We start from the raw sequence: 24740 nt of genomic DNA, 5'->3' as shown, positions 1-24740 counted from the left end.
CCAATTACCTGTCCAATCACTAAAAACTGTTACAGTCTATGACGCGATCGCAATATAAGCTGGGTTACGGTGTTAGTATGCCCTAAAAACGTTGAGAGAAAACCTTAACCTTATGGCAACTCTTACTGGACAAACCCCCCTATTCGGCGGTAGCACTGGCGGTCTACTCAAAAAAGCAGAAGTAGAAGAAAAGTACGCTATCACCTGGACTAGCCCCAAAGAGCAAGTTTTTGAAATGCCCACCGGTGGCGCTGCTACAATGCGGAAGGGTGAAAACCTGCTTTACTTGGCTCGCAAGGAGTATGGCATCGCTTTAGGCGGTCAACTTCGTAAATTCAAAATCACCGACTACAAAATTTATCGGATTCTCCCCAGCGGTGAAACCAGTTTCATTCATCCTGCTGATGGTGTCTTCCCTGAAAAGGTAAATGCTGGTCGTCAAACGGTTCGCTTGGTACCCCGCAGAATTGGTCAAAACCCCAGTCCTGCACAACTCAAGTTCAGTGGTAAAGCTACCCACGACGCATAAGGTCTAGGTGCTAGGGATTGGTGATTGGGGACTGGGAATTGCAGATAATGATAAATCCTGATAATTTATCATTCATCTTCTATAATCTCCTGATACCCAATCCCTAATCCCTAATCCCCAATCCCCAAGTTATTTATGATTTCTCCCGATTTCCACCAATTTACAGAACTAGCTCAAAAAGGTAATTTTGTCCCTGTATATCAAGAATGGGTAGCTGACCTAGATACCCCTGTTTCTGCTTGGTATAAGGTCTGTGCAGGTCAACCTTATAGCTTTTTGCTGGAATCGGTAGAAGGTGGGGAAAAACTGGGACGTTATAGTTTATTGGGTTGTGACCCGCTGTGGATTTTAGAAGCACGGGGAAATCAAACTACCCAAACACACCGCGATGGTTCCCACGAAGTTTTTACAGGTGATCCTTTTACAGTTTTAGCTGATTGTTTAGCACCTTATCACCCAGTAAAATTACCACAATTACCTTCAGGAATTGGTGGTTTATTTGGGTTTTGGGGTTATGAATTAATTAACTGGATTGAACCTCGTGTACCTATTCATCCCCAAGATGAGCGTAATATCCCTGATGGATTGTGGATGCAGGTAGACCAACTATTGATTTTTGACCAAGTAAAGCGGAAAATTTGGGCGATCGCCTACGCTGATTTACGAGATAATGAAAACTTAGAAATTGCATATCAAAAAGCGTGCGATCGCATTCAGGAAATGGTAAGTAAATTATCCTTACCTTTATCACCAGAAAATACTAAATTACCTTGGACATCTCCCCAAAATAAACCCAAAGCTGGAATAGAAGAATATACTAGCAACTTTACCCGTCCCGATTTTTGCGCCAGCGTTGAAAAAGCCAAAGAATATATTAAAGCTGGTGATATTTTCCAAGTCGTAATTTCTCAAAGATTATCAACAGAATATAAAGGCGATCCTTTTGCTTTATATCGTTCCCTACGCCAAATCAACCCCTCACCTTACATGGCGTTTTTTAACTTTCAAGACTGGCAAATAATTGGTTCTAGTCCTGAAGTCATGGTTAAAGCAGAACGAGACGAAGAAGGGGGAATAATTGCCACAGTAAGACCAATTGCCGGAACTAGACCAAGGGGAAAAACTACTAAAGAAGATGAAGCTTATGCAACGGATTTATTACAAGATCCTAAAGAAGTTGCAGAACATATCATGTTAGTAGATTTAGGACGCAACGATTTAGGCAGAGTATGTAAAAACGGCACAGTTAAAGTTGATGAATTAATGGTAATTGAACGTTACTCTCATGTGATGCACATTGTTAGTAACGTAGTTGGTAAATTAGCAGATGATAAGACCGCATGGGATTTATTAAAAGCTTCTTTTCCCGCCGGTACTGTCAGTGGTGCGCCAAAAATTCGTGCAATGGAAATTATTAATGAATTAGAACCAACCCGCAGAGGAGTATATTCTGGGGTGTATGGATATTATGACTTTGAAGGACAATTAAATACTGCGATCGCTATTAGAACAATGGTATTAAATAATAATATTGTTACCGTTCAAGCTGGTGCAGGTTTAGTAGCAGATTCCGAACCAGAAAAAGAATACGAAGAAACCCTCAATAAAGCCAGAGGATTATTAGAAGCAATTCGTTGTTTGCGATGAATTTTACTTGCTACTAAAGGGTAAAATAAAAATTAAGATGGGAGCTAAACTGATGATACCAGCTATTAGTAGACCTTCAACATTACTGGGTAAAATTAAAGTTGAAAAAGTAGATAAATTCAACTTATTTAAATTTAGTGATGAACTCCAGAACCGAATGGAAGAACTTTTAGATAGAAAAAAAGCTGACTTGCTGACTTCAGAGGAAGTCATAGAACTGGAAGCTATTGGAGAGTTAGACAGAATTTTTACTCACATCAATGCGATTTTAGTAGCTCAAGTATGACTATTGATGATAGTACCAGGGAATTAGTGCGTAAACGGGCAAAATATTTGTGTGAGTATTGTCATTCTCCTGAGCGCATTTCTACAACTCGATTCACCCTAGATCATGTAATACCTAAATCTTTAGGTGGTGCTGATGATATTAATAATTTAGCTTTAGCTTGTCGTCGGTGCAATGAACGCCGCTATAACTTTTTAGCAGGAATTGACCCAGAAACACAAGCCATTACTCCTTTATTTAATCCTCGTCAACAAAAATGGTCGGATCATTTTATTTGGAGTGCTGACGGTAAGACTCTTTTAGGAACAACTCCCACAGGTAGAGCTACTTGTAAGCGACTTGATCTTAATGATGAGCGATATACAGAAGATGATTCTATTCGCAGTGCGCGAGGTTTTTGGGTAAAAGCTGGTTTACATCCACCTAATGAAGATCCGCTTCAGGTGTTAGTGTCGTAGAGACGTTTTTTATGTGAAGCAATTAGAAGTTTGCGGTAAATAAATTAATACTCCAGATCCCCGACTTCTTAAAGAAGTCGGGGATCTAAATCCTTACATATAAGCTTTCATCCAATGTAAAAACAAACCTAAACCCCAACCTAAAAGGGGAAAAATCGCCCAAAAATATCCAGGACTTGTGAACAGATTCAACAAAATCAAAAACCCATTAACAGCAATAAAAGTAAATAAATGTGCTAAGAACTCTTTGTGTTTTTGATTATTAGACATCTGATCTTTTTTCACTTCTACTTGTTTTTTTAACCATTCCTGTTCCGCAGCTTGTAGAGATTCTGAAGAAACACCTAATTCTGATGCGATTTCTATTATTTGTTCTCTTGTATATTCTCCTTGTTGCTTACGTCTAAAAGCCACTTCGAGAATTTGTTGCATTTCTTCTGAATTGTAAGTCATTATCAATACCTAAAATGGTATAAAATACTTGTGAGAATTACTTTTGAAGCGGTAGAAATACAACCATGAAAAATATATTGTTAACCACATTGTATAGCTGAAAAGATAATAGATGTAGTATTTAAAAAGACAAATTTAGTCAGAAATTTATATCCCTATTTCTTAAAGAATTCAGAAATCTTGTTTTATAAACTCCATCCTAAACCAACCTATGCTCCTTGTTAGTTTTCCCTATTGCTTACCTTTTCCAATATTAAGTTTTATTATGCCTTTACAATATTTGTTATACTAAGGGAAAATACAAGATAAAAAATACAAGATAAATATTTTTTTATTCATAACACAGTAAGCGATATGAACACAACACCTTCTAAAAGCGAAACTGATGAAATACTTAAGTGGTTAAACCGCAACCGCCAAATGTTATTAGATTTATATAAAAATCAATATGTTGCTTATAATGCTAACGGGATAATTGCACACAGCGAGAACTTACGCGAAGTTTTAGAATTAGCTAAAGCTGCAAAACAGACGTTTTTAATTTATTTAGTTCCTCATCACACAGCTTCTATAGAGATTTTACCAATTCGTTTCCGCACCGTTGCCCGTCATGATTGGCAACCAAATTATAGCGTTAAATTAAAGCACGGAAATATAGAATTTTCTACAACAATGTTAGTAGATTCCGGTGCTGAATTGAGTTTAATTTCATTAAAAGTAGGTCAAGATTTAGGTTATGCTTTAGCTGATGCAGAATCTATTTTATTAGCAGAAACCATAGGAGGCAAAGTTGAGTATGTTTTACGTAATGTAGAAATGACAATTGATGGACATAATTTTATTGCTTCTGTAGCATGGTTACAAACTAATACGGGTGGAGAACAATTATTATTAGGTCGAGAAGTTGTATTTGATAAGTTTAATATTGAATTTAGACAAGCTGAGGAGAAAATTATTTTTACATGGCGTGAAGATTTGCATTCATAATCATTGTCTGAATCAGGATATCCAGGATTTAAGGATTTACAGGATAATGATAAATTAAACATAGTTGATCCTCTTCTGACCATTGAATCACTATACTGTAGTAATAAATTATTCTTCACCTTCCTTATTTTCTGGTTTTTCTTGTTCTTCTAGTTTTTGTTGTATGATGTCTATAACTTTCTGTTTTAATACTTTATACTTTTCTAGATTTCTAAAAACTTGGTAAACTATTTTATTTGGATACTCAATATTAATTGCTTCTACGGTTTTTGCAAAGACTTGATCTATTATGGATTGTAATTCATCGTTAGAATATTTTTCAAATTCATTTTGAAATAAAAACAAATTCTGCATACCTACAAAGTGAAATACCATGTGAAGAATAAATCTATTTCCAAAAGTACAATTTGCTTTTAACTCATCGTTATTTATACTAATATGTGAGAGTTTATTGTCTACCATCCTGCTTATCTGAACCATTCTCCAAATTTTCTGTACTGAAACATTTGGATTAAAAATTTCTGTATAAGGAGGTTTACTAACATCCTCCCATAACTTACCAAGCTTATCTTTGGCTATATGTGCATAACGTATCTCTTCTAAGCCACAAGCTAGTGCTATGGTAGCCTCATCTAACGTGCAGTTTTTATCATCTGATGGGTATTTATGTTCATCTCTTTTATAGTGATAACTGATTCCCTCTAATGCAAATTCTTTTTTTAATTTTTCGTGTAAATTATCCAATGAAATAAAATCACGATTTTCAACTTTATTTTGAGTATTGGTTGATTTAGTGACTTTAAGCGCAAAATCTGGAGGACAGTTTTCTAAAGAAATTAACTTTAAAAAAACTTTTGCTTCTTTAACTTTTTCTGGATTACTTGCATAAGTAGTTCCTATCGTTCCTACAGTCTGAGCGCCATTAATAATGGATATTCCTTCACAATAAAAATCTCCAACAGATTTATCAGAATAGCCACCTTTAGCTGTTTTTTGAATTCGACGACATAAAACAGTAACTCCATTATTTAAATATAAAAATATTTCTGGATTATTTAAAAGAGTAGCTTGAATGCCATCATTTACGTCAGTTAAGCCAACAAAACTTCGGATATTATTTGAAAATAAACTTTCCTTATATTGAATCCATAATGCCGCTAATTCTTCAGCATTAATCTGTCCATACCACGTTTGATATGGCTCTTCATTTAAACCCCAATTTGTTAATCTTATTTCCTGATTAATAGATTTATCGAAACTTTTTGATAAAGCATTATGCGCTTCTGATAAAGAAAATATTTCTAAGAAAAATAATTCACCACTTGTATTTTCTTCATCTATCAATTCTGATAATAAATTTTGATTATGCTGTCCTAGCTTTGAACCAGAATAAGCAAGACATATTTTTATTTTAACAGTATAATTATTAAGACATTTCTCTATTTGAACTTGCTTATCTTTTATTTTTTGATTAAATTTGTTGAATTTAAACCCTATAACATCTTTTACTCCTTGTATAAACTTACTTACTTCACCTGTTTCAGGTTCTCCATTTCCAGACTCAATCCATTTTGATTGCACTAACCAAAGAATATTTTCTTGTTCCTCATAATAAATTGCATCAATTCCATTATCACGATAACCATCGACAATTGCTTTTGCCGCTTCTTCTTCCGTAGCAGAAGCAAGACTTACTAAAGTATAAGCAGCATAACTTCTTGATAAACAAGCTTTTTTCCGTTCTTCTTCAGATTTTTTAACATAATCTGACATATCAATTAAGTCTGTTAATTTTTCACTCAGTTTATTTTTAATATGCGTTAATTGAAGCTTTGCCATTTTTCTATTCCTATATTTTGATTAATTTGCTTTAGTCTTATGATTTTGCAAGAAACACCCACAAAAAAAGCGGGCTAACCGCTAATGCTTGGTTAACCCGTTCAGCTTTGGGAACGCGCAGAGAAATTCTTATTGCAATACCAACTTAACGTTAGCGTTTTGCAAGCCGCGCTGTTTTACTTCAGCCAAAGTCTTGTTAACGGCGTATTTTTGGTTAATAGAGTTGATCAACTCGGTTTGGTTGTGCTTCTTAGCAACGCCCCACAGGTCAGCGATAAGGTCAAAAGAACCATCGCTATTGCGAGACCAACCTAAATCGTACTCGCCTTCCAATACAGCAACGATGTCGGAACGTACACGCTGACCGTTATAACCACGAACATCAGCTTCAGTCTTTACGCTAATACCCAGGTCGCGCAAAGAAGATTTGAGGATTTCGGCATCGGTGATTTTGGTACGCAGAGTGCTAAAGTGAGACATTTGGGTTTCCTCCAATGAGAAGATTGATGAGAAAAACGACAACGGTTTCTTTTTCAGCCAAGCCGCATTAATTGGGAAGCGGCTTTTTCGTAACCTGTTAGCTTTGTAGCTAACCTTTCCCCCCTGACATTGCAGGAGAAAGCTTTTAGAACTCCATCCGCTGATATTCAGCGACAGAGGAAGCTGCTGGTCTAGCACGCTGTCTGGCCCAGTCTCTTAAAGCTGTGACCTGTTCTTGCATCGTTCGTGACAGCGGCAAAGTTGCCTTAAGTGCAGCAATAATATCTAATTGGGTGAACTCCCGATCTTGGGCGAAAGCTTCATACATCGCCGCCACTATCGCTTGTTCAATTTCTGCCCCAGAAAAACCGTCTGACATCTTTGCTAGTTGTTCTAGATCAAATCTAGCAATATCTTCCCGCCGTTTGGTCAGATGAATGTTGAAGATATCCTGACGTTCTTCAGGTGTAGGCAAATCCACAAAGAAAATTTCATCAAAGCGACCTTTTCTCAAAAACTCCCCAGGTAAGCGTTCTACCCGGTTAGCAGTCGCCATTACAAATACTGGAGATTTCTTTTCTTGCATCCAGGTCAAGAAAGAACCGAAAATTCTACTTGATGTCCCCCCATCGGAATCACCAGAACCGGAACTACCCGCAAATGATTTATCCAACTCGTCGATAAACAGAATCGTTGGGGAAATTGATTCTGCTGTTTTCAGGGCGTTCCGCAGATTTGCTTCACTCCGACCCACCATTGAGCCGTCGTATACCCGCCCCATATCTAACCGTAAGATTGGTAAACCCCACAGACGGGAAGTAGTTTTGGCAATCAGTGACTTACCGCAACCAGGAACACCCAGAATTAGCATCCCTTTGGGTTGAGGCAAACCATACTCTCTCGCTCTTTCTGTAAAGGCGTTAGAGCGTTGTTTAAGCCACCTTTTCAACTCTTCCAAACCGCCCACAGCTTCAATAGTTTCATCTTCTTCGATGTACTCTAAGATACCGTTACGGCGAATGAGTTGTTTCTTTTCAGATAAAACTATATCTACTTCATCTTCCGTCAATCGCCCCGTTGTTACCTGAGCCTTACGATATACTTTCTCAGCTTCATCTTTAGTTAGACCTAAAGCTGCTCTGAGAAGTTTTTCTCGTGCTTCAGTTGTCAACCTGCGACCACGATGCTGATCTTGATGCTGAGTTAAAACTTTATTTAACTCTGACATATCCGGCAGTTGGAAGTCGATAACAACAACTTCTTTTTCCAGTTCTATGGGTACTTGCTGCATGGGAGACATCAATATGATGTTCTTTTGCATTCCCTTAAAACTAGCGATCGCATCCCGAAGCGATCTAGTTGTTGCTGGAGCATCAATAAAAGGATGTAAATCTTTAAGAATAAATATACCGGGTTCTTTCTGCCGAATGATCCACTCAATCGCCGCCTCTGGCGAAACAGTATTGTGTTGAGTCACATTCCGGGGTTGACCATACTCGACAATGCCGTGAGTTACCGTCCAAACGTAAACTCGACGTTGAGGCTTTAACAATTGAGCGATTGTGTAGATTGCTTGCTCTGCCCGTTCTTCCTCGGAGGTCACAAGGTAGATTAAAGGGTATTGAGCTTGAATTAGGATATTGAGCTCTTCTTTCATACTATCGACCTACTTGAGACCATATAGAGAAATTACAATCATCGCCGTCGGTTAAGACTACCGAAACTATGAATTTATCCATTCATAATTCCTAACTAGCAAGGAACCAATTCTTCCTCACCCTTGGGATGGGTTTCATCTTCTTCCATCTCGCCAATCGACAGATGTTCCTGACCAATTAGTCCTGGCTGATTACCCAAAGCCACTAATTCCCCATTACGCAAAACTAGTGAACTTTCACAAGTGGGACAGGAATAAACCCTGTGTGTTTTGCCGTAAGAAGACTCTTCAACTTCTTCTACTAATTCTGAGTTGGTCAGGTAGAAATTGAGCGCCCGTTCTGCAAGGTCAGACATCGGTTCTGAGTCTACTGCGGAACGAATCTTTAGCCTTCTGTGTAATTCCGGCGATAAATACAATGTTACCTTTTGCTTAGTTTGCATATGACTATTTAACGGTCTTACCCGGGTATGTAATTAACGTTATCGGCTCTTTGATTTCTTGTCAAGCCAGTAAGACGGTTTAACAGCAATTTTGTAACATTTCTTCATATAAAGCCGGAAGAAAGGGAGGCAGGGGAGAATAAATTCTCAAATTCCTAACCCTACACCCCATTCCCTATTTCTTATAAATAGTGATTTATATTACAATATCTCTAGTTGATAAAACGGTGTTAAGAAAGAGTCGAACTCTCTGAAAATATGAGAATTAAAGCTGTTCAGACTCTAGCGAAAGTCAATTGGGGTAAAGGGTGTAATTATGTCTACTACTGCTATCAAAACCTGTAAATCGAGGCGAGTCATGGGTGTGCTAGTCTCCAGTATTGGCACAGCTATAATTTGTGCGGGTTGCAGTGCTAATGGTTTCCAGTCATCCGCACAGAAATGGGAGACTTACTACAATCCCCGTTATGGATTTGAGTTTCCCTATCCCAGCAACTGGACTTCTCTAGCACCACCAGACAACACAGATGGAGTAACCTTGGTTTCACAAAAAAATCAAAATACAGAAATCCGAGCTTGGGCTGGTAAAGAGTTACCAGAGTTACAAAATCCAGAAACGATAAAACAGATAGACCATAACTTTGAAACTGCTCAAGGAATCTCTGGGGTACTGATCGTAGAAGCTGGTCAACAAATCAGTTCTATGAAACTGACCATCACTCACAAACAAGTCAAATATCACTGGCAAGGACAAACCAGCAGTAAAGAATTTAAAGATCACTACCGATTGTTTTACTACATAGCCAAGCAGTACAAGATTAGGTAACTGGGAGCAGGGGACTGGGGACTGGGTAAAAACTAAATTCTTAACTTTTGCCTTTTGCTTTTTGGCTTTTGCCTTGTACCTATTCCCTATTCCCAGAATTAATGAGCGAGAAGGGACACAAACCTGGTAGATTTAGCTATCAGCGAGTAAAAACTGGTAAAGATGAAAGTCCTGGTTATTGGTGGCGATGGGTATTGCGGTTGGGCAACTGCACTTTACCTTTCTAATCGAGGTTATGAAGTTGGAATTTTAGACAGTTTGGTGCGTCGGCACTGGGATAATGAACTCGGTGTTGAGACTCTAACCCCAATTGCACCAATTCAGAAACGTCTCCAGCGATGGCAAGATTTGACTGGTAAATCTATCGACCTATTTATCGGCGATATTACCAATTACAGTTTTCTGCACAAAGCCTTGCACCAATTTCAACCAAATGCCATAGTGCATTTTGGTGAACAACGTTCAGCGCCATTTTCAATGATTGACCGCGAACACGCGGTTCTCACTCAGGTAAATAATGTAGTTGGTACATTGAACCTACTCTACATCATGCGGGAAGATTTCCCAGATTGTCATTTAGTCAAGTTGGGAACAATGGGTGAGTATGGGACACCCAATATTGATATTGAAGAAGGCTACATCACCATTGAACACAACGGCCGTAAGGATACTCTGCCCTATCCCAAACAGCCGGGTTCAATGTATCACTTAAGCAAAGTTCACGACAGCCATAATATTCACTTTGCTTGCCGAATTTGGGGTTTACGGGCAACTGATTTAAATCAAGGTATCGTTTATGGCGTTCTTACCGAAGAAACGGGAATGGACGAACTGTTGATCAATCGCCTTGATTATGATGGTGTGTTTGGTACTGCACTTAACCGTTTCTGTATTCAAGCTGCTGTAGGACATCCCCTCACCGTCTACGGTAAAGGTGGACAAACTCGTGGCTTTTTGGATATTCGGGATACAGTGCGATGTATTGAACTAGCGATCGCCAACCCTGCCCAGCCTGGAGAATTCCGCGTATTTAACCAATTTACCGAATTATTCAGTGTTGGCGACTTAGCATTGATGGTGAAAAAAGCGGGTAACGCAATGGGATTGAATATAGACATCAATCACATAGACAACCCCAGAGTGGAAAAAGAAGAACATTACTTCAACGCCAAAAACACCAAATTGCTAGATTTGGGTTTACAACCTCACCTCCTTTCGGATTCTCTACTTGATTCGCTATTAAACTTTGCTGTCAAGTATCAGCAGCGGGTTGATAATAACCAAATTTTACCTAAAGTGTCTTGGCACAGAAAGTAGGTGACAGGTGATAGGTGACAGGTGACAGGTAACAGGTGACAGATTATTCTCCCCTGCTCCCCTGCTCCCCTGCTCCCCTGCTCCCCTGCTCCCCTGCTCCCCTGCTCCCCTACTCCCCTGCTCCCCTGCTCCCCTGCTCCCCCTGCCTCCTGATTTCCAGTTATTTATGAGAATTGCCCTATTTACTGAAACTTTTTTACCCAAGGTTGATGGGATTGTCACCCGTCTACGTCACACTGTTGATCATCTGCAAAGGGATGGAAATCAAGTATTAGTATTTGCCCCAGAAGGTGGAATCACGGAACATAAAGGAGCGAAAGTTTACGGTGTTACTGGTTTTCCTCTGCCTCTATATCCAGAGTTGAAATTAGCACTTCCTCGTCCTGCCATTGGTCACGCTTTAGAAGAATTTAAGCCGGATATTATTCATGTGGTTAATCCCGCAGTTTTGGGATTATCAGGCATTTTTTATAGTAAAGTCTTAAAAGTTCCCTTGGTGGCTTCTTACCATACCCATCTACCTCAATATCTGCAACACTACGGCTTGGGAATGTTAGAAGGTTTACTTTGGGAATTACTTAAAGGCGCTCATAATCAAGCTGAGTTAAATTTGTGTACCTCGACAGCAATGATAGAGGAACTGTCAGGACATGGGATTGAAAGATTAGATTTGTGGCAACGGGGGGTAGATACAGAATTATTTCATCCTGATCTAGCTAGTGCGGAAATGCGATCGCGCTTATCCCAAAATTATCCAGAAAGCCCCTTACTACTTTATGTTGGTCGTCTTTCAGCTGAAAAAGAAATTGAGCGCATCAAACCGATTTTAGAGGCTATTCCTGATGCGCGTTTAGCCTTGGTTGGAGATGGACCAAATCGCCAAAATCTAGAAAAACACTTTGCTGGGACAAACACCCATTTTGTTGGTTATCTAATGGGTAAAGAGTTGGGTTCTGCCTTTGCTAGTGCTGATACCTTTATTTTTCCCTCTCGCACAGAAACACTGGGATTAGTGCTACTAGAAGCTATGGCCGCTGGGTGTCCAGTAGTCGCAGCCCGTTCTGGTGGGATTCCTGATATTGTTACAGATGGTGTAAATGGTTATCTTTTTGACCCTAAAGGGGATATTCAAGAAGCTATTGATGTTACTATAAAGTTGTTAAAACACAGACGTGAAATAACTATTATCCGTGAGAATGCCCGTAAGGAAGCAGAAAGATGGGGATGGAGTGCTGCTACACGACAGTTGCAAGATTACTATCAAAAAATAGTGTTAAAAAATTAAAAAGGGAATAGGGACTGGGGAGATTTATTAAGTCAAAAGTCAAAACTATAAAATTAATAAGTAATGACTATGACTAATGACTAATGACTAATGACTAATGACGATTTTAAATTTTTAAATTTTAATTATTTATGACACTTCCTAACGCTGGTAGCGTCTTGGCTACATTAACTGAACTAACTCAAGTTAATCGCACCCAGTCCCTACTCTGTCGCGTTCAAGAGCTTTCTGTTAACGAGTTTGTTTGCTTACTAGACTTTATTACGGCTGAGTTTCAGCAATTTCTCAGAGCTATTGATCTGATTAATAATGAAGCTCTAGAAGGTATGTTGGAGAAAGTGCTAGAAGCCATTACCCTGAAAATTGGTCAAATTCTCCAAGCCGAACATACAGCTATTTTTTTAGTTGACTATGATAAAGCTCAACTATGGTCAAAAGTTCCTCAAGATAATAATCAAAAATTCTTAGAAATCCGCACTCCATTAAATGTGGGTATTCCTGGTCATGTAGCTAGTACAGGTAAGTATCTTAATATCCCTGAAACCGCTACTCATCCTCTTTTTAGTCCAGAGTTGGAAAAACAAATGGGCTATAAAATTCACAATCTTTTATGTATGCCGGTTGTGAGTAGTAAAAAGCAAACTGTAGCGGTTGTACAACTGGCAAATAAAGCAGGAAATATTCCTTTTGATCAAGATGATGAAGAGTCTTTTCTAGACTTTGCTGCTTCGATTGGGATTATCTTGGAAAGTTGCCAATCTTTCTATGTAGCGGCTAGAAATCAACGAGGTGCAACAGCTTTGTTACGTGCGACCCAGACTTTAGGACAAAGTTTGGATTTGGAAGCAACTTTGCAAATAGTCATGGAACAAGCCCGGATTTTGATGCAAGCAGACCGCAGCACGCTGTTTTTGTATCGCAAGGAGATGGGGGAACTATGGACGAAAGTAGCAACAGCTAACGACAAAAACTTGATAGAAATCCGTATTCCGTCTAACCGTGGTATTGCTGGTTATGTAGCCTCTACAGGTCAAGCACTAAATATCCCCGATGCTTACCAAGACCCCCGCTTCGACCCGACTACAGATAATAAAACTGGGTATGTAACTCGCAATATTTTATGTTTACCAGTATTTAATTCGGCTAATGAGTTAATCGGTGTCACCCAATTAATTAATAAAGAACAAGGCAGTTTTACGGCTTCAGATGAAGAGTTTATGCGGGCTTTTAATATCCAAGCTGGGATAGCTTTGGAAAACGCCCGTTTATTTGAAAATGTTTTGTTAGAAAGACAGTATCAAAAAGATATCCTTCAGAGTTTATCTGATGCTGTGATTTCTACAGATATGCAAGGTCAAATAGTTACTATTAATGATGCGGCACTAGAGTTACTGGGTTGTCCTTTGAAGGAAGCTAACAGAATACCAAATAAGCTGTTATGGCAGGAAAATTTGCTGGGGCGTAAAGTGTGGGAGGTTGTACCCATTGAAACTCTGCAAATGCGTTTGGAAGATAGTTTAAAATATGCTGCTAAACATTATGTCCCAGAACAAAATCTGATGGTGGGCTTATATCAATTGGATAGTGATAAAACTGATCCTTCAGGATTGCATTCAGGATTGAAAAATCAGCAGTTAATTTTGGCGATGCGCGATCGCACTAATCCAGATATTTTTATTCCTTGGAATCAACCGCTCACTGCTCAATCTGAGTTCCTTAGTGCTGATGTGGTGAAAGAATTAGAACGTAGCATCAATCTTACCATCAATCCCTTAACTAACCCAGAAGGGGGAGTCAGGGGTGGTTTAGTGGTGTTGGAAGATATCAGCCGGGAAAAACGCCTTAAAAGCACCATGTACCGCTATCTGACACCTCATGTAGCCGAGCAGGTGATGGCTTTGGGAGACGATAGCTTGATGGTGGGTGAACGCAAGGAAGTCACTATTTTATTTTCTGATATTCGAGGTTATACAACTCTCACGGAAAACTTGGGAGCAGCTGAGGTGGTATCGCTGCTAAATCAATATTTTGAAACAATGGTGGAGTCAGTTTTTCACTATGAAGGAACTTTAGATAAGTTTATTGGTGATGCTTTAATGGCGGTTTTTGGTGCGCCTCTACCATTGACAGAGAATCATGCTTGGCGAGCAGTACAATCAGCTTTGGATATGCGTCGACGCTTGGAAGAATTTAATCAACGGCGGATTGTTCAGGCTCAACCCCAAATACATTTTGGCATTGGTATTAGTTCCGGGGAAGTGGTTTCGGGAAATATTGGTTCTCGGAAACGAATGGATTATACAGTGATTGGCGATGGGGTGAATTTGAGTTCTCGCTTGGAAGGGGTGACAAAAGAATATGGTTGTGACATTATTATCAGCGAATTTACTTATAATTTGTGCAGCGATCTCGTTTGGGTGCGTCAGCTAGATAAAATTCGTGTTAAGGGTAAACACCAAGCCGTAGAAATCTATGAGTTAATTGGCGATCGCTCTACTCCCCTAGATGCCAGCACACAAGATTTTTTATACCATTACGAGGCGGGACGTACTGCATACATATCACGAAATTTCACCCAAGCGATCGCCAGCTTTGAAATTGCCAAACGCATTTTACCCACAGACCAAACCGTAGCTATCCACTTAGAACGTGCTTATAATTACCAAAAAACTCCTCCGCCAAATTCCTGGGATGGTGTTTGGACAATGGCAACAAAGTAGTAATTGGCAGGCCGGAGGCCGGAGGTAGGACACAAGAGGCAAAAGGACGAAAGCAAGAGTAAGAATTTATTCTTCTCACCTACACCCCTACTTCTGGGTCTCCAGTCCCTACTCTAACCTTCAGACTCAGACTCATTGCTTTGAAAGGGTTCTTCACCTATCCTGAGTTGTTTTTTCGAGCGTTTTAATTGCTTCCACAGCGCCTTGATTTGTTCGTAAGCTTCATCTGGTGGAAGTTTACCACCAGTTTCTAAGTTGCAAATATAACTTACTCGCTGGGCAAATTCCTGTAAATTTGCATTGAAAACCAAGTTCTCAGGCTGTACATGACCGTAGTAGCGGCCACGAGGATAGAGAAAATCATCTTTGCTCACCATTTTTTTCTCCATATATTTGATTCTCCTCCTGATTTTCTTGTTTACAGCAGAACCACTAGCCACTCTTATCTCTATTTGATTAAGTCAGGAGAACGCTTCAGATTAAACCGTGATTATGGCAAAGTATTGGAGCGAGTGGTCAATTTAAAGTTTGACAAAATAATAAATTTGTAAGTTATTAAGCAGCTGATTGTCAAAAAAGTTTATACTAAAGCGACCAAAGCTATTCACGAGCGATTACCCGTTATATATCTTTACATATCTTTTGTAAAGATTTATCGCAATCTCCTGGATGAAGGTTTTACCACTTCTCGCATTTTTTTAATTTTAATTATTTCATCTTATTCCTTAATTTACAAAAAATTCCTTAATTTACAAAAAATGGATTTTAATTAGCTACAACTACAAAAAATCCGGCGATAAAGTATCAATGTATACGTCCGTAATTTATTCTTATTATAAAATTTTCTTTACCAAAAATTACCAAAGTTAACTAAAATCGTAAAATTTTTATGCAGAGTTTACCAGTTTCACTGCCAAGGCAGGGGAATAGGGGGGTAGGGAAAAAGAGTTAGGTAGGTCAGAGGACAATATTTGTCGGGTAAGGGGAAAAAGTTCAAGAGGCAGGAGATAGGAGGCAGGAGGCAGGAGGAACCCACGTTTTAGTGGGATTGAAGCAAGGACGCTATGCGTCTTGATACAATTCCTCTTTTAAACTGGGCTTGAGACCCAGAACTAAAGTTTTAATTCATACTTCTTCCCTCCTGTCTCCTGCCTTCTTTGTAAGGAGGAAGAGAAAGAAAAAACCTTAACCTTAAATGGACAAAGCCACAGGGCTTGCTTGTGGTGAATAAATCCAACCTTCTGCCTTGCCCGATAGCGCAGCGTGGCGTTAGCCATAGGGCTGATAAAATGGTTAAGCTGGAAAGCACCGCCCTGCAACTGTATCTACCACCATGTCTGTTAATACAAAGTTATACGAAGGCAAAGCGAAAATCATCTACACCACAGACGAACCTCAAGTCTTGCTGGCTGATTTTAAAGATGATGCAACTGCATTTAATGCTCAAAAGCGCGGCAGCATCCAGGGAAAAGGCAGCATAAACTGTACCATTTCCAGTAAGTTGTTTGAACATTTGGCAGCGCATGGCATCAAGACTCATTTTATTGATTGTCCAACGCCCAACCAAATGCGAGTCAGAGCAGTTAAAATTTTGCCATTAGAAGTAGTTGTCAGAAATATTGCTGCTGGTAGTCTTTGTCAACAAACAGGATTACCACTAGGTACAATTCTGCAACAGCCTTTGGTAGAGTTTTATTACAAAGACGATCAATTGGGAGATCCTCTACTAACACGCGAACGATTACTGCTGCTGAAACTAGCCACAGAGGAACAAGTTGACAGTATTACCCATCTGGCATTGCAAATCAACAACTTTCTTAAAGACTTTTGGCAACAGTGCGGTATTACCCTAGTAGACTTTAAACTCGAATTTGGTTTGGACTCACAACAGCAGCTGTTGTTGGCAGATGAAATTAGCCCTGATACCTGTCGTTTATGGGATATAGCAGAAAACGATCCTAACCGTCGGGTAATGGACAAAGATCGCTTTCGTCGGGATTTAGGCAATGTAGAGAACGCTTACCAGGAGGTTTTACAAAGGGTATTGCAAGTAGTAGAAAGCAAGAATTAACTGCGTGTACATAGTCCTTTGTCTTATATGACTGATGACTAATGACTAATGACTTAATTATGTGTGGTAGTGAAGAGGAATATGAGTAAAAAGCATTTATCTCCTGTATTTCTGGCAGTTGTGGCGATCGCTGTCCCTTTGGACAACTCACTAAGTGCGACTGCACAAACTCCTGATAACACCCAGCAAGTAACAGAGGTAGCCACAGTAGAATCAAACCATCTGCTACCACAGGAAACTGGTAACAATGGTGTTAGTAAAAATCAAGAGACTCCTGTCGCTGCAACAGCAGTGGTTTTAGAACCGCAATCTGACTCATCTACACCTGCTGTCAAAGTCTCAACAGCTAACTCAGCATCAATAGCGACACCAGAAATAATCATACCAACAGCGACGGCACCATCAACAACTGCACAACTTCTGAGAACAGCACTATCTGGCAACTCAGAACCGAGAGCAAAAGCAGAAGTAATCATCCCAACGGCGACGACACCATCAACAACTGCACAAGTCCTGAGAACAGCACTATCTGGCAACTCAGAACCGAGAGCAAAAGCAGAAGTAATCATCCCAACGGCGACGACACCATCAACAACTGCACAAGCACTAGAACCAGAAGCAACTCCTGAGACTAATTCTAGTCAGGAAAATGCCAATCCACCTACTGCACAACCAGTTTCCCCTAATAATGCAGAAACAGCCGAACCTCGTGTTCTGGTGTCAGAAGTAGCCGTGACATCGCCAACGGGTCCAATCTCACCAGAACTAGAAAACCAGGTTTACCAAGCGATTCGTACCCAACCAGGACAAACAACAACCCGTTCCCAATTGCAAGAAGATATTAATGCTATCTTTGCCACAGGGTTTTTCTCGAACGTGCGAGCCGTGCCAGAAGATACACCTTTGGGTGTGCGAGTGAGTTTCGTTGTTGATCCTAATCCCGTCCTGAGTAAAGTAGAAATAGAAGCTAATCCGGGTACTGGTGTTGCTTCTGTATTACCCGCTAACACTGTAGATAAAATCTTTAGTGAACAGTATGGTAAAATCTTAAATTTGCGAGCATTACAAGAAGGTATTAAGCAGTTAACTAAAGAGTATCAAGACAAAGGTTATGTACTGGCTAACCTAATTGGAGCGCCGAAAGTCTCAGAAAACGGAGTTGTTACCCTACAAGTAGCAGAAGGAGTAGTAGAAAATATCAAAGTCCGCTTCCGCAATAAAGAAGGACAGGAAGTAGACGATAAAGGCAACCCAATTCGGGGACGGACAAAAGATTATATTATTCAGCGGGAATTGGAATTAAAGCCCGGACAGGTATTCAACCGCAATATAGTACAAAAAGACCTACAACGGGTATTTGGTCTAGGATTGTTTGAAGATGTGAATGTCTCACTCGACCCTGGTACAGACCCCAGTAAAGTTGATGTCGTGGTGAATGTGGCCGAACGCAGCAGCGGTTCGATAGCTGCCGGGGCGGGGATTAGTTCCGCTAGTGGGTTATTTGGTACGATCAGCTATCAGCAGCAAAACCTGGGGGGTAGAAACCAAAAACTTGCGTCAGAAATCCAGATAGGTGAAAGAGAACTGCTGTTTGATCTGCGGTTTACAGATCCTTGGATTGCGGGTGATCCTTACCGGACTTCTTATACAGCTAATATTTTCCGTCGTCGCTCAATTTCCTTGATTTTTGAGGGGAAAGATGACACTATAGAAACCTTTGACCCCGGTAATATCACTAATAGAGATGAGCAGGATCGCCCCCGTGTTACCCGTTTAGGTGGTGGTGTTTCTTTTACTCGTCCTCTTTCCCCTAATCCCTATCAAAAACCAGATTGGGTTGCTTCAGCGGGCTTGCAGTATCAACGAGTGTCTAGCCGTGATGCTGATGGTGATCTGAGAAAAGAAGGAGCAATATTTAATGATAATGGTGTTCAAATTAGCCCTGCTATTCCCCTAACTGAATCGGGTACAGGTGAAGACGATTTGCTATTATTGCAGTTGGGCGCACAACGCGATCGCCGTAATAATCCCTTACAACCAACTAATGGTTCTTACTTTCGCGTCGGAGTTGATCAATCTGTACCCGTGGGACAAGGTAACATTTTACTGACCAGGTTAAGGGGTAACTACAGCCAATATTTACCGGTGAAATTTCTTGGCTTTGGCAAAGGCGCACAAACTCTAGCATTTAACCTCCAAGGAGGTACAATCCTGGGTGACTTACCCCCCTACGAAGCTTTTACCCTTGGTGGTAGCAACTCTGTCCGGGGTTACGATGAAGGCAGATTAGCAACTGGACGTAGTTATGTGCAGGCATCTGTTGAGTATCGCTTCCCTGTGTTCTCTGTAGTCAGTGGCGCACTATTTTTTGATTATGGTAGCGACTTGGGAAGCAGTACCAAAGCAGCGGAAATTTTGAATAAAAATGGTACTGGCTATGGCTATGGTCTAGGTGTACGTGTACAGTCACCGTTAGGACCAATCCGCATAGACTATGGCTTAAGTGATGATGGTGATAGCCGCATCAATTTTGGCATCGGGGAAAGGTTTTAATAGGTGACTGGAGGCAAAAGGTGATTTTTCCCAGTCCCCAATCCCCATGACTCAATAGGTTGCTAATTTTCCCGTTTGCCTTAATACTATTCCCCATACAGGGATAAACCAGGGTGTCTACTAACATAGAGCAGATGAGTAATACTAACCGAAATATATCGGCTTTTAGCCTATGCACCAACACACGTTAGCTGCGGAAATTACACAAACGGGTGTGGGGCTGCATAGCGGTGTAAGTACCAGTGTGCGGATATTACCCGCAGAACCGGGAAGCAATCGTTATTTTGTACGGGTGGATTTGTCAAATTCGCCTGTTATTCCCGCCGGAATTGCAGTAGTTAATCAGACAGTTCTCTCTACTCAGTTGGGTACAGATGAGGTCTATGTCCGCACGGTAGAGCATTTGTTGGCAGCTTTGGCCGCTATGGGTGTAGATAATGCCCGGATTGAAATCGACGGACCAGAAGTACCGCTGTTGGATGGTTCGGCTCAGGCCTGGACTGATAGCATTGCTGCGGTGGGCTTGGTATCACAACCAGCTGATGATGAACAAAAGCCTATAGTTATTCAAGAACCGATTTGCGTAAATCAAGCTGATGCTTTTGTTTGCGCCTTACCATCCTCAGAAACTCGTTTTAGCTATGGAATTGATTTTGAGTTACCTGCGATTGGTAATCAATGGCATAGTTGGTCATTATCTCGTAATCTAGAAAATACCTTTGTTACAGAAGTTGCTCCGGCTCGTACCTTTGGGTTATTGCACCAGATTGAATATCTGCAAAAATCAGGATTAATCAAAGGTGGTAGCTTGGATAATGCCCTAGTTTGTGGCCCTGATGGTTGGCTAAATCCACCGTTAAGATTTGCAAATGAGCCAGTACGTCATAAAATCTTGGATTTAGTGGGAGATTTGAGCTTGCTGGGCAAATTTCCTGTCGCGCACTTCTTGGCTTACAAAGCTAGTCATAATCTGCACATTCAATTGGCACAGAAAATTTTAGAATTATTTTAGAATTTGATTCTGTCGCATAGTTTTCACTCTAGTCACTAATTTAAGCAGGAATTAGTAACTAGGAATTACAAATTACGAATTACGAATTACGAACTACCCATGTCAATTCTCACCCAAGCTAATTCTACTGACGTGACTACAACTGAAGGAGATCATAAGGATACCAATACACCGGAAGTGAAAAAAACCTTGACGGTGGAAGAGATTCAGCAACTCTTACCTCACCGCTATCCGTTTCTACTGGTAGATAAAATTATTGACTATGTACCAGGAAAATTGGCTGTCGGGGTCAAAAATGTCACCTTTAATGAACCTCAATTTCAAGGACATTTTCCCGGACGTTCACTGATGCCTGGTGTACTTATTGTGGAAGCAATGGCACAAGTGGGAGGGGTGGTCATGACGCAAATGTCTGATAGCCCTGGAGGACTGTTTGTTTTTGCTGGTATTGATAAAGTCCGTTTTCGCCGTCAAGTAGTACCCGGTGATCAGCTAATTATGACAGTGGAACTGTTATGGGTTAAACAGCGTCGTTTCGGTAAAATGCAAGGTCGAGCCGAAGTTGACGGACAACTAGCTGCTGAAGGGGAACTTATGTTTTCTTTGGTTAGCTAAAATTTGGCTTTGTTGATTTGGGCATAGCCGTGAAATGCCCTCAGTCAATCATAAGCAAGGATAACAGTAATAACAAAAAACCTCAAGCGTATTTACTGATTTCTAGACTTTCGTCATCCTCACACATAGCTTATTTTGCCCGACACTTTTTTTCACTGAACTCAGTTCTGGAGAGTCACCCTTGAAGACACTTATTCATCCAACTGCTGTAATACATCCTAATTCGGAACTCCACTCAACGGTGCAAGTCGGTGCTTATGCTGTGATTGGAGCGAATGTCAAAGTCGGACCAGAAACTATTATTGGCGCTCATGCGGTGCTAGAAGGTCCTTGTGAAATTGGGGCGCGAAATCATATTTTTCCTGGTGCTGTGATTGGTATGGAACCCCAAGACCTCAAGTATGTGGGAGAACCTACTTGGGTGAAAATTGGGGACAATAATGCGATTCGTGAGTATGTGACTATTAACCGTGCCACTGGCCGGGGTGAAGCGACAGTGATTGGTAATGGTAATCTACTGATGGCTTATGTTCACGTTGGTCATAACTGCGTGATTGAGGATTCGGTGGTAATTGCTAATTCTGTGGCTTTAGCAGGTCATGTCCACATTGAGTCGCGTGCTAGATTAAGTGGGGTTTTGGGTGTCCATCAATTTGTGCATATCGGTGGTATGTCGATGGTGGGCGGTATGACCCGCATTGACCGGGATGTGCCTCCTTATATGTTGGTTGAGGGCAATCCTTCACGAGTGCGATCGCTCAATTTGGTGGGTCTAAAACGCTCAGGAATGCCAGCAGAAGACTTCCAACTTCTCAAAAAGGCTTTCCGCACTCTCTACCGTTCCAATTTACTGTTTAAAGATGCTTTGGCAGAGTTGGAAATGTTAGGAGATACGGAACAATTGGAACATCTGCGCCGTTTCTTGCTGCTCTCGCAAATGCCAGGAAGACGTGGTTTAATTCCCGGTAAGGGGAGAAAACACGCAAGTGATGATTGACGCTTTGCGAACGTCAGTCGCTTATGGAGGAAACCACGCCACTTGCTCTACTTGGGGAGACTCCAAGACCGCAGTGGCTCCCCAAGATGGCGATGACTGAAAACTGACAACTGACAACTAACAACTGAAAACTGACAAATGCGGATATTTATCAGCACTGGCGAGGTTTCTGGAGATTTGCAGGGGGCGCTGTTAATTGCGGCACTTCAGCGTCAAGCTGTGGCTACAGGGTATAAATTAGAGATTGTAGCTTTGGGTGGTGATCAGATGGCCGCCGCAGGGGCGAGAATTTTGGGCGATACTAGCGGTATCGGCTCAATGGGTATAATTGAGGCTTTACCGTATTTTATACCCACTATCCAGGTACAACGGCGAGCGATCGCTTATCTGAAGCAAAATCCTCCTGACTTGGTGGTGCTGATTGACTACATGACTCCTAATATCGGGATTGGTAGTTATATGTCTGAGCATTTTCCCGATGTACCTGTGATATATTATATTGCTCCCCAAGAGTGGGTGTGGTCAACAAGTTTTGAGAGAACAAAAAGAATAGTTAGCTTTACAGATAAGCTATTGGCAATTTTCCCTGAAGAAGCTCGTTATTATCAGGCCAAAGGGGCTAAAGTTAATTGGGTTGGTCATCCTTTAGTTGATAGAATGGCCAATGCACCGAGTCGGGAAACTGCACGGGAGATGTTGGGAATTAAAGAGGAAGAAATTGCGATCGCTCTTTTACCTGCTTCCCGTGGTCAAGAGTTAAAATATTTATTACCAGTAATTTTTCAAGCTGCTCAAAATATCCAATCTAAATTACCAGAAGTACATTTTTGGATTCCTTTATCTTTGGAAAAATTTAGAGATAAAATTGAAAAAGGCATTCAAGATTATCGTTTACAAGCAACCATAGTATCAGGTCAACAGCAGGAAATTTTTGCAGCATCTGATTTTGCTATTACAAAATCTGGAACTGTCAATTTAGAATTAGCTTTGTTAAATGTTCCGCAAGTAGTTGTTTATCGTCTTAGTCCTTTTACTGCTTGGGTAGCGCGTAAGATTCTGAAAGGTTCAATTCCCTTTGCTTCTCCTGTAAATTTAGTTGTGATGCGGGAAATTGTGCCAGAATTTTTGCAGGAAAAAGCTACATCTGAGAATATTACTCAAGCCGCAATGGAATTATTATTAAATCCTGAAAAGAAACAGCAAACTTTAGTAGATTATCAGCAAATGCGGCAATGTTTGGGAGAATTGGGAGTGTGCGATCGCGCTGCAAAGGAAATTTTGGAAATGAAAATTAGGTGACAGGGAAGATGGGAAGATAAATAATCCTATTCCCTAACCTCACAGATTTAATCACTATTAAAACATACTTAATATGACTCGGTTTATACATGACCAATTTGCTAAACAATATCTGACTGAACTATTAACACCTTATGGACAAGTAGAAACCAGTAAAGATATTACAGCAGAAGTCAGACAGATTGATGTATTATTTATCCCATCACCCCAAGCAGCAGCAAATCTAGAAACACTTGGACTGCTGGGAAGAATGGCAAAAAATTATGCTATATTTGAACCATTCCGCAATGCCGTCAGCAAAAGTGAAATTCGTAGTTGTATGGGTAAATTATTTGATATCCATGCAGACCTAGAGCGTCAATCTAACCGTAATAATACCACCATCAATGAAGCAGCATTACCCCGTTTGTGGATTTTTTCTCCCACAGCATCAACGGAACTTCTAGCAAGTTTCAATACTACTGTAGATGAAAAAAACTGGGGTAAAGGGATTTATTTTTTGGCAGAGAGCTTAAAAACTGTAATTATTGCTATTCATCAATTACCCAGTACACCAGAAACCCTGTTTCTCAGGATATTAGGTAAAGGGAAAGTACAAAGACAAGCAGTGGAAGAATTAGAAGCACTAGCTAACAACAGTCCGTTTCTTTCAGATATCATAAAATTAGTAAATGACCTGATTGCTGTTTTATCCGCACGTCAACGTCAACAACAAGATATTGATAAAGATGATCAGGAGTTGATTATGAAATTATCGGAAATTTATCAACAACAATTAGAAGAACTGAAAAAACTAGGACTTGAAGAAGGACGACAAGAAGGACTTGAAGAAGGACGACAAGAAGGACGACAAGAAGGACTTCAGGAAGGAGAAAAGCTAGGAATTGACAGAGGTGTAGAAAGAGAAAGACGCGCTATGATTGAAAGTATCATGCAAGTGCGTTTTGGTGAAGTTGATTCACAATTAGCAACAATTATAGACAAAATAATTGTAATGACCAGAGAAGAATTTACTCCCTTGCTTCTGCAATTATCTCGTGAAGAGTTATTGGCTAGATTTGCACAATAATTATTTTATGGAAAGATGGGAAAATTAGAGATAACTATCCTCTAATATCATCCAAATAAGCATAGGAGTTAATAGGGGTTTAGTAATAATTAAACCCTGCTTATTTTTTTGAATTTTTCGATTTAAGTAAAAATTATTTTTGTGTAGTCAAAAAAGATTTATTCGCTGTAAAAACTAAGCTATATTTCCATCAAATA

Annotated in this window: 23 protein-coding genes; 16 read left to right on the top strand and 7 right to left on the bottom strand. The window is 40.3% G+C overall.

Annotated features, from left to right (window positions below; genetic code table 11):
* Positions 1-112: 112 nt before the first annotated feature.
* The 4 genes from H6G06_RS21730 to H6G06_RS21715 all read left to right on the top strand — a co-directional run bounded on the left by H6G06_RS21730 (position 113) and on the right by H6G06_RS21715 (position 2920).
* Positions 113-529 carry a photosystem I reaction center subunit II PsaD gene (locus tag H6G06_RS21730; RefSeq protein WP_190563937.1) on the top strand — a complete coding sequence of 139 codons (417 nt, stop codon included), beginning with the start codon at positions 113-115 and terminating at the stop codon, positions 527-529.
* 135 nt (positions 530-664) lie between these two features.
* Complete coding sequence (trpE, locus tag H6G06_RS21725; protein ID WP_190563935.1) at positions 665-2176, top strand: anthranilate synthase component I; 1512 nt, start codon at positions 665-667, stop codon at positions 2174-2176.
* Positions 2177-2228: 52 nt separating this feature from the next.
* Positions 2229-2462, top strand: coding sequence for a hypothetical protein (locus H6G06_RS21720; RefSeq protein ID WP_190563933.1), 234 nt, complete (start codon positions 2229-2231; stop codon positions 2460-2462).
* Positions 2459-2920, top strand: a complete 462-nt coding sequence (locus tag H6G06_RS21715) for an HNH endonuclease (protein ID WP_190563931.1) — start codon at positions 2459-2461, stop codon at positions 2918-2920. The genes H6G06_RS21720 and H6G06_RS21715 overlap by 4 nt, the downstream gene beginning before the upstream one ends.
* A 93-nt stretch (positions 2921-3013) precedes the next feature.
* Here H6G06_RS21715 and H6G06_RS21710 read toward each other — a convergent pair whose 3' ends face one another.
* Positions 3014-3373 carry a 2TM domain-containing protein gene (locus H6G06_RS21710; RefSeq protein WP_190563928.1) on the bottom strand — a complete coding sequence of 120 codons (360 nt, stop codon included), beginning with the start codon at positions 3371-3373 and terminating at the stop codon, positions 3014-3016.
* A gap of 354 nt (positions 3374-3727) precedes the next feature.
* Between H6G06_RS21710 and H6G06_RS21705 the strand changes: the two genes are divergently transcribed.
* Complete coding sequence (locus H6G06_RS21705; RefSeq protein ID WP_190563925.1) at positions 3728-4360, top strand: retropepsin-like domain-containing protein; 633 nt, start codon at positions 3728-3730, stop codon at positions 4358-4360.
* Between the two features lie 108 nt (positions 4361-4468).
* On the opposite strand, the gene H6G06_RS21700 is transcribed toward H6G06_RS21705, so the two are convergent.
* From H6G06_RS21700 to H6G06_RS21685, 4 genes are all read right to left on the bottom strand, one after another.
* On the bottom strand, positions 4469-6199 hold the full coding sequence (locus tag H6G06_RS21700; protein ID WP_190563923.1) for an AIPR family protein: 1731 nt from the start codon (positions 6197-6199) through the stop codon (positions 4469-4471).
* Between the two features lie 129 nt (positions 6200-6328).
* Positions 6329-6679, bottom strand: coding sequence for a DUF1257 domain-containing protein (locus H6G06_RS21695; RefSeq protein ID WP_048868763.1), 351 nt, complete (start codon positions 6677-6679; stop codon positions 6329-6331).
* Between the two features lie 145 nt (positions 6680-6824).
* Positions 6825-8336, bottom strand: coding sequence for a stress-responsive protein Ycf46 (ycf46, locus tag H6G06_RS21690; RefSeq protein WP_190563921.1), 1512 nt, complete (start codon positions 8334-8336; stop codon positions 6825-6827).
* A 95-nt stretch (positions 8337-8431) separates the two neighbouring features.
* Positions 8432-8779, bottom strand: a complete 348-nt coding sequence (locus H6G06_RS21685) for a slr0373 family blue light stress response protein (RefSeq protein WP_190563919.1) — start codon at positions 8777-8779, stop codon at positions 8432-8434.
* A gap of 316 nt (positions 8780-9095) precedes the next feature.
* Between H6G06_RS21685 and H6G06_RS21680 the strand changes: the two genes are divergently transcribed.
* The 4 genes from H6G06_RS21680 to H6G06_RS21665 all read left to right on the top strand — a co-directional run bounded on the left by H6G06_RS21680 (position 9096) and on the right by H6G06_RS21665 (position 14927).
* Positions 9096-9605, top strand: coding sequence for a hypothetical protein (locus H6G06_RS21680; protein WP_190563917.1), 510 nt, complete (start codon positions 9096-9098; stop codon positions 9603-9605).
* 162 nt (positions 9606-9767) lie between these two features.
* On the top strand, positions 9768-10922 hold the full coding sequence (locus H6G06_RS21675; RefSeq protein ID WP_190563915.1) for an NAD-dependent epimerase/dehydratase family protein: 1155 nt from the start codon (positions 9768-9770) through the stop codon (positions 10920-10922).
* Positions 10923-11088: 166 nt separating this feature from the next.
* Positions 11089-12207 carry a glycosyltransferase family 4 protein gene (locus H6G06_RS21670; protein ID WP_190563913.1) on the top strand — a complete coding sequence of 373 codons (1119 nt, stop codon included), beginning with the start codon at positions 11089-11091 and terminating at the stop codon, positions 12205-12207.
* A gap of 131 nt (positions 12208-12338) precedes the next feature.
* The gene (locus H6G06_RS21665; RefSeq protein ID WP_190563911.1) at positions 12339-14927 is read left to right on the top strand and encodes a GAF domain-containing protein; all 2589 of its coding nucleotides are present in this window, start codon (positions 12339-12341) and stop codon (positions 14925-14927) included.
* 113 nt (positions 14928-15040) lie between these two features.
* On the opposite strand, the gene H6G06_RS21660 is transcribed toward H6G06_RS21665, so the two are convergent.
* Positions 15041-15316 (bottom strand): DUF7219 family protein, encoded by a 276-nt coding sequence (locus H6G06_RS21660; protein WP_190563909.1) that lies wholly within the window; start codon positions 15314-15316, stop codon positions 15041-15043.
* A gap of 723 nt (positions 15317-16039) precedes the next feature.
* Positions 16040-16204, bottom strand: a complete 165-nt coding sequence (locus H6G06_RS21655) for a hypothetical protein (RefSeq protein ID WP_190563907.1) — start codon at positions 16202-16204, stop codon at positions 16040-16042.
* A 56-nt stretch (positions 16205-16260) separates the two neighbouring features.
* Between H6G06_RS21655 and purC the strand changes: the two genes are divergently transcribed.
* The 7 genes from purC to H6G06_RS21620 all read left to right on the top strand — a co-directional run bounded on the left by purC (position 16261) and on the right by H6G06_RS21620 (position 24543).
* Positions 16261-16998 (top strand): phosphoribosylaminoimidazolesuccinocarboxamide synthase, encoded by a 738-nt coding sequence (purC, locus tag H6G06_RS21650; protein WP_190563905.1) that lies wholly within the window; start codon positions 16261-16263, stop codon positions 16996-16998.
* Between the two features lie 81 nt (positions 16999-17079).
* A complete protein-coding gene (locus H6G06_RS21645; RefSeq protein ID WP_190563903.1) occupies positions 17080-19551 on the top strand; it encodes a BamA/TamA family outer membrane protein in 2472 nt (823 codons plus the stop codon).
* Between the two features lie 172 nt (positions 19552-19723).
* Positions 19724-20563, top strand: a complete 840-nt coding sequence (lpxC, locus tag H6G06_RS21640) for a UDP-3-O-acyl-N-acetylglucosamine deacetylase (RefSeq protein ID WP_190563901.1) — start codon at positions 19724-19726, stop codon at positions 20561-20563.
* 99 nt (positions 20564-20662) lie between these two features.
* Positions 20663-21178: a 3-hydroxyacyl-ACP dehydratase FabZ gene (gene fabZ, locus H6G06_RS21635; RefSeq protein ID WP_190563899.1), complete on the top strand. Its 516-nt coding sequence runs from the start codon at positions 20663-20665 to the stop codon at positions 21176-21178.
* Positions 21179-21359: 181 nt separating this feature from the next.
* The gene (gene lpxA / locus H6G06_RS21630; protein ID WP_190563897.1) at positions 21360-22175 is read left to right on the top strand and encodes an acyl-ACP--UDP-N-acetylglucosamine O-acyltransferase; all 816 of its coding nucleotides are present in this window, start codon (positions 21360-21362) and stop codon (positions 22173-22175) included.
* A 138-nt stretch (positions 22176-22313) separates the two neighbouring features.
* Positions 22314-23474 carry a lipid-A-disaccharide synthase gene (lpxB, locus tag H6G06_RS21625; RefSeq protein ID WP_190563895.1) on the top strand — a complete coding sequence of 387 codons (1161 nt, stop codon included), beginning with the start codon at positions 22314-22316 and terminating at the stop codon, positions 23472-23474.
* Positions 23475-23547: 73 nt separating this feature from the next.
* Positions 23548-24543: a FliH/SctL family protein gene (locus H6G06_RS21620; RefSeq protein WP_190563893.1), complete on the top strand. Its 996-nt coding sequence runs from the start codon at positions 23548-23550 to the stop codon at positions 24541-24543.
* Positions 24544-24740 lie beyond the last annotated feature (197 nt).

This window comes from Anabaena sphaerica FACHB-251 (assembly GCF_014696825.1).
In the GTDB taxonomy this organism is placed as follows: domain Bacteria; phylum Cyanobacteriota; class Cyanobacteriia; order Cyanobacteriales; family Nostocaceae; genus RDYJ01.
Note: the sequence above shows the minus strand (reverse complement) of the source record. Positions and strands in the feature narration are given on the sequence as shown.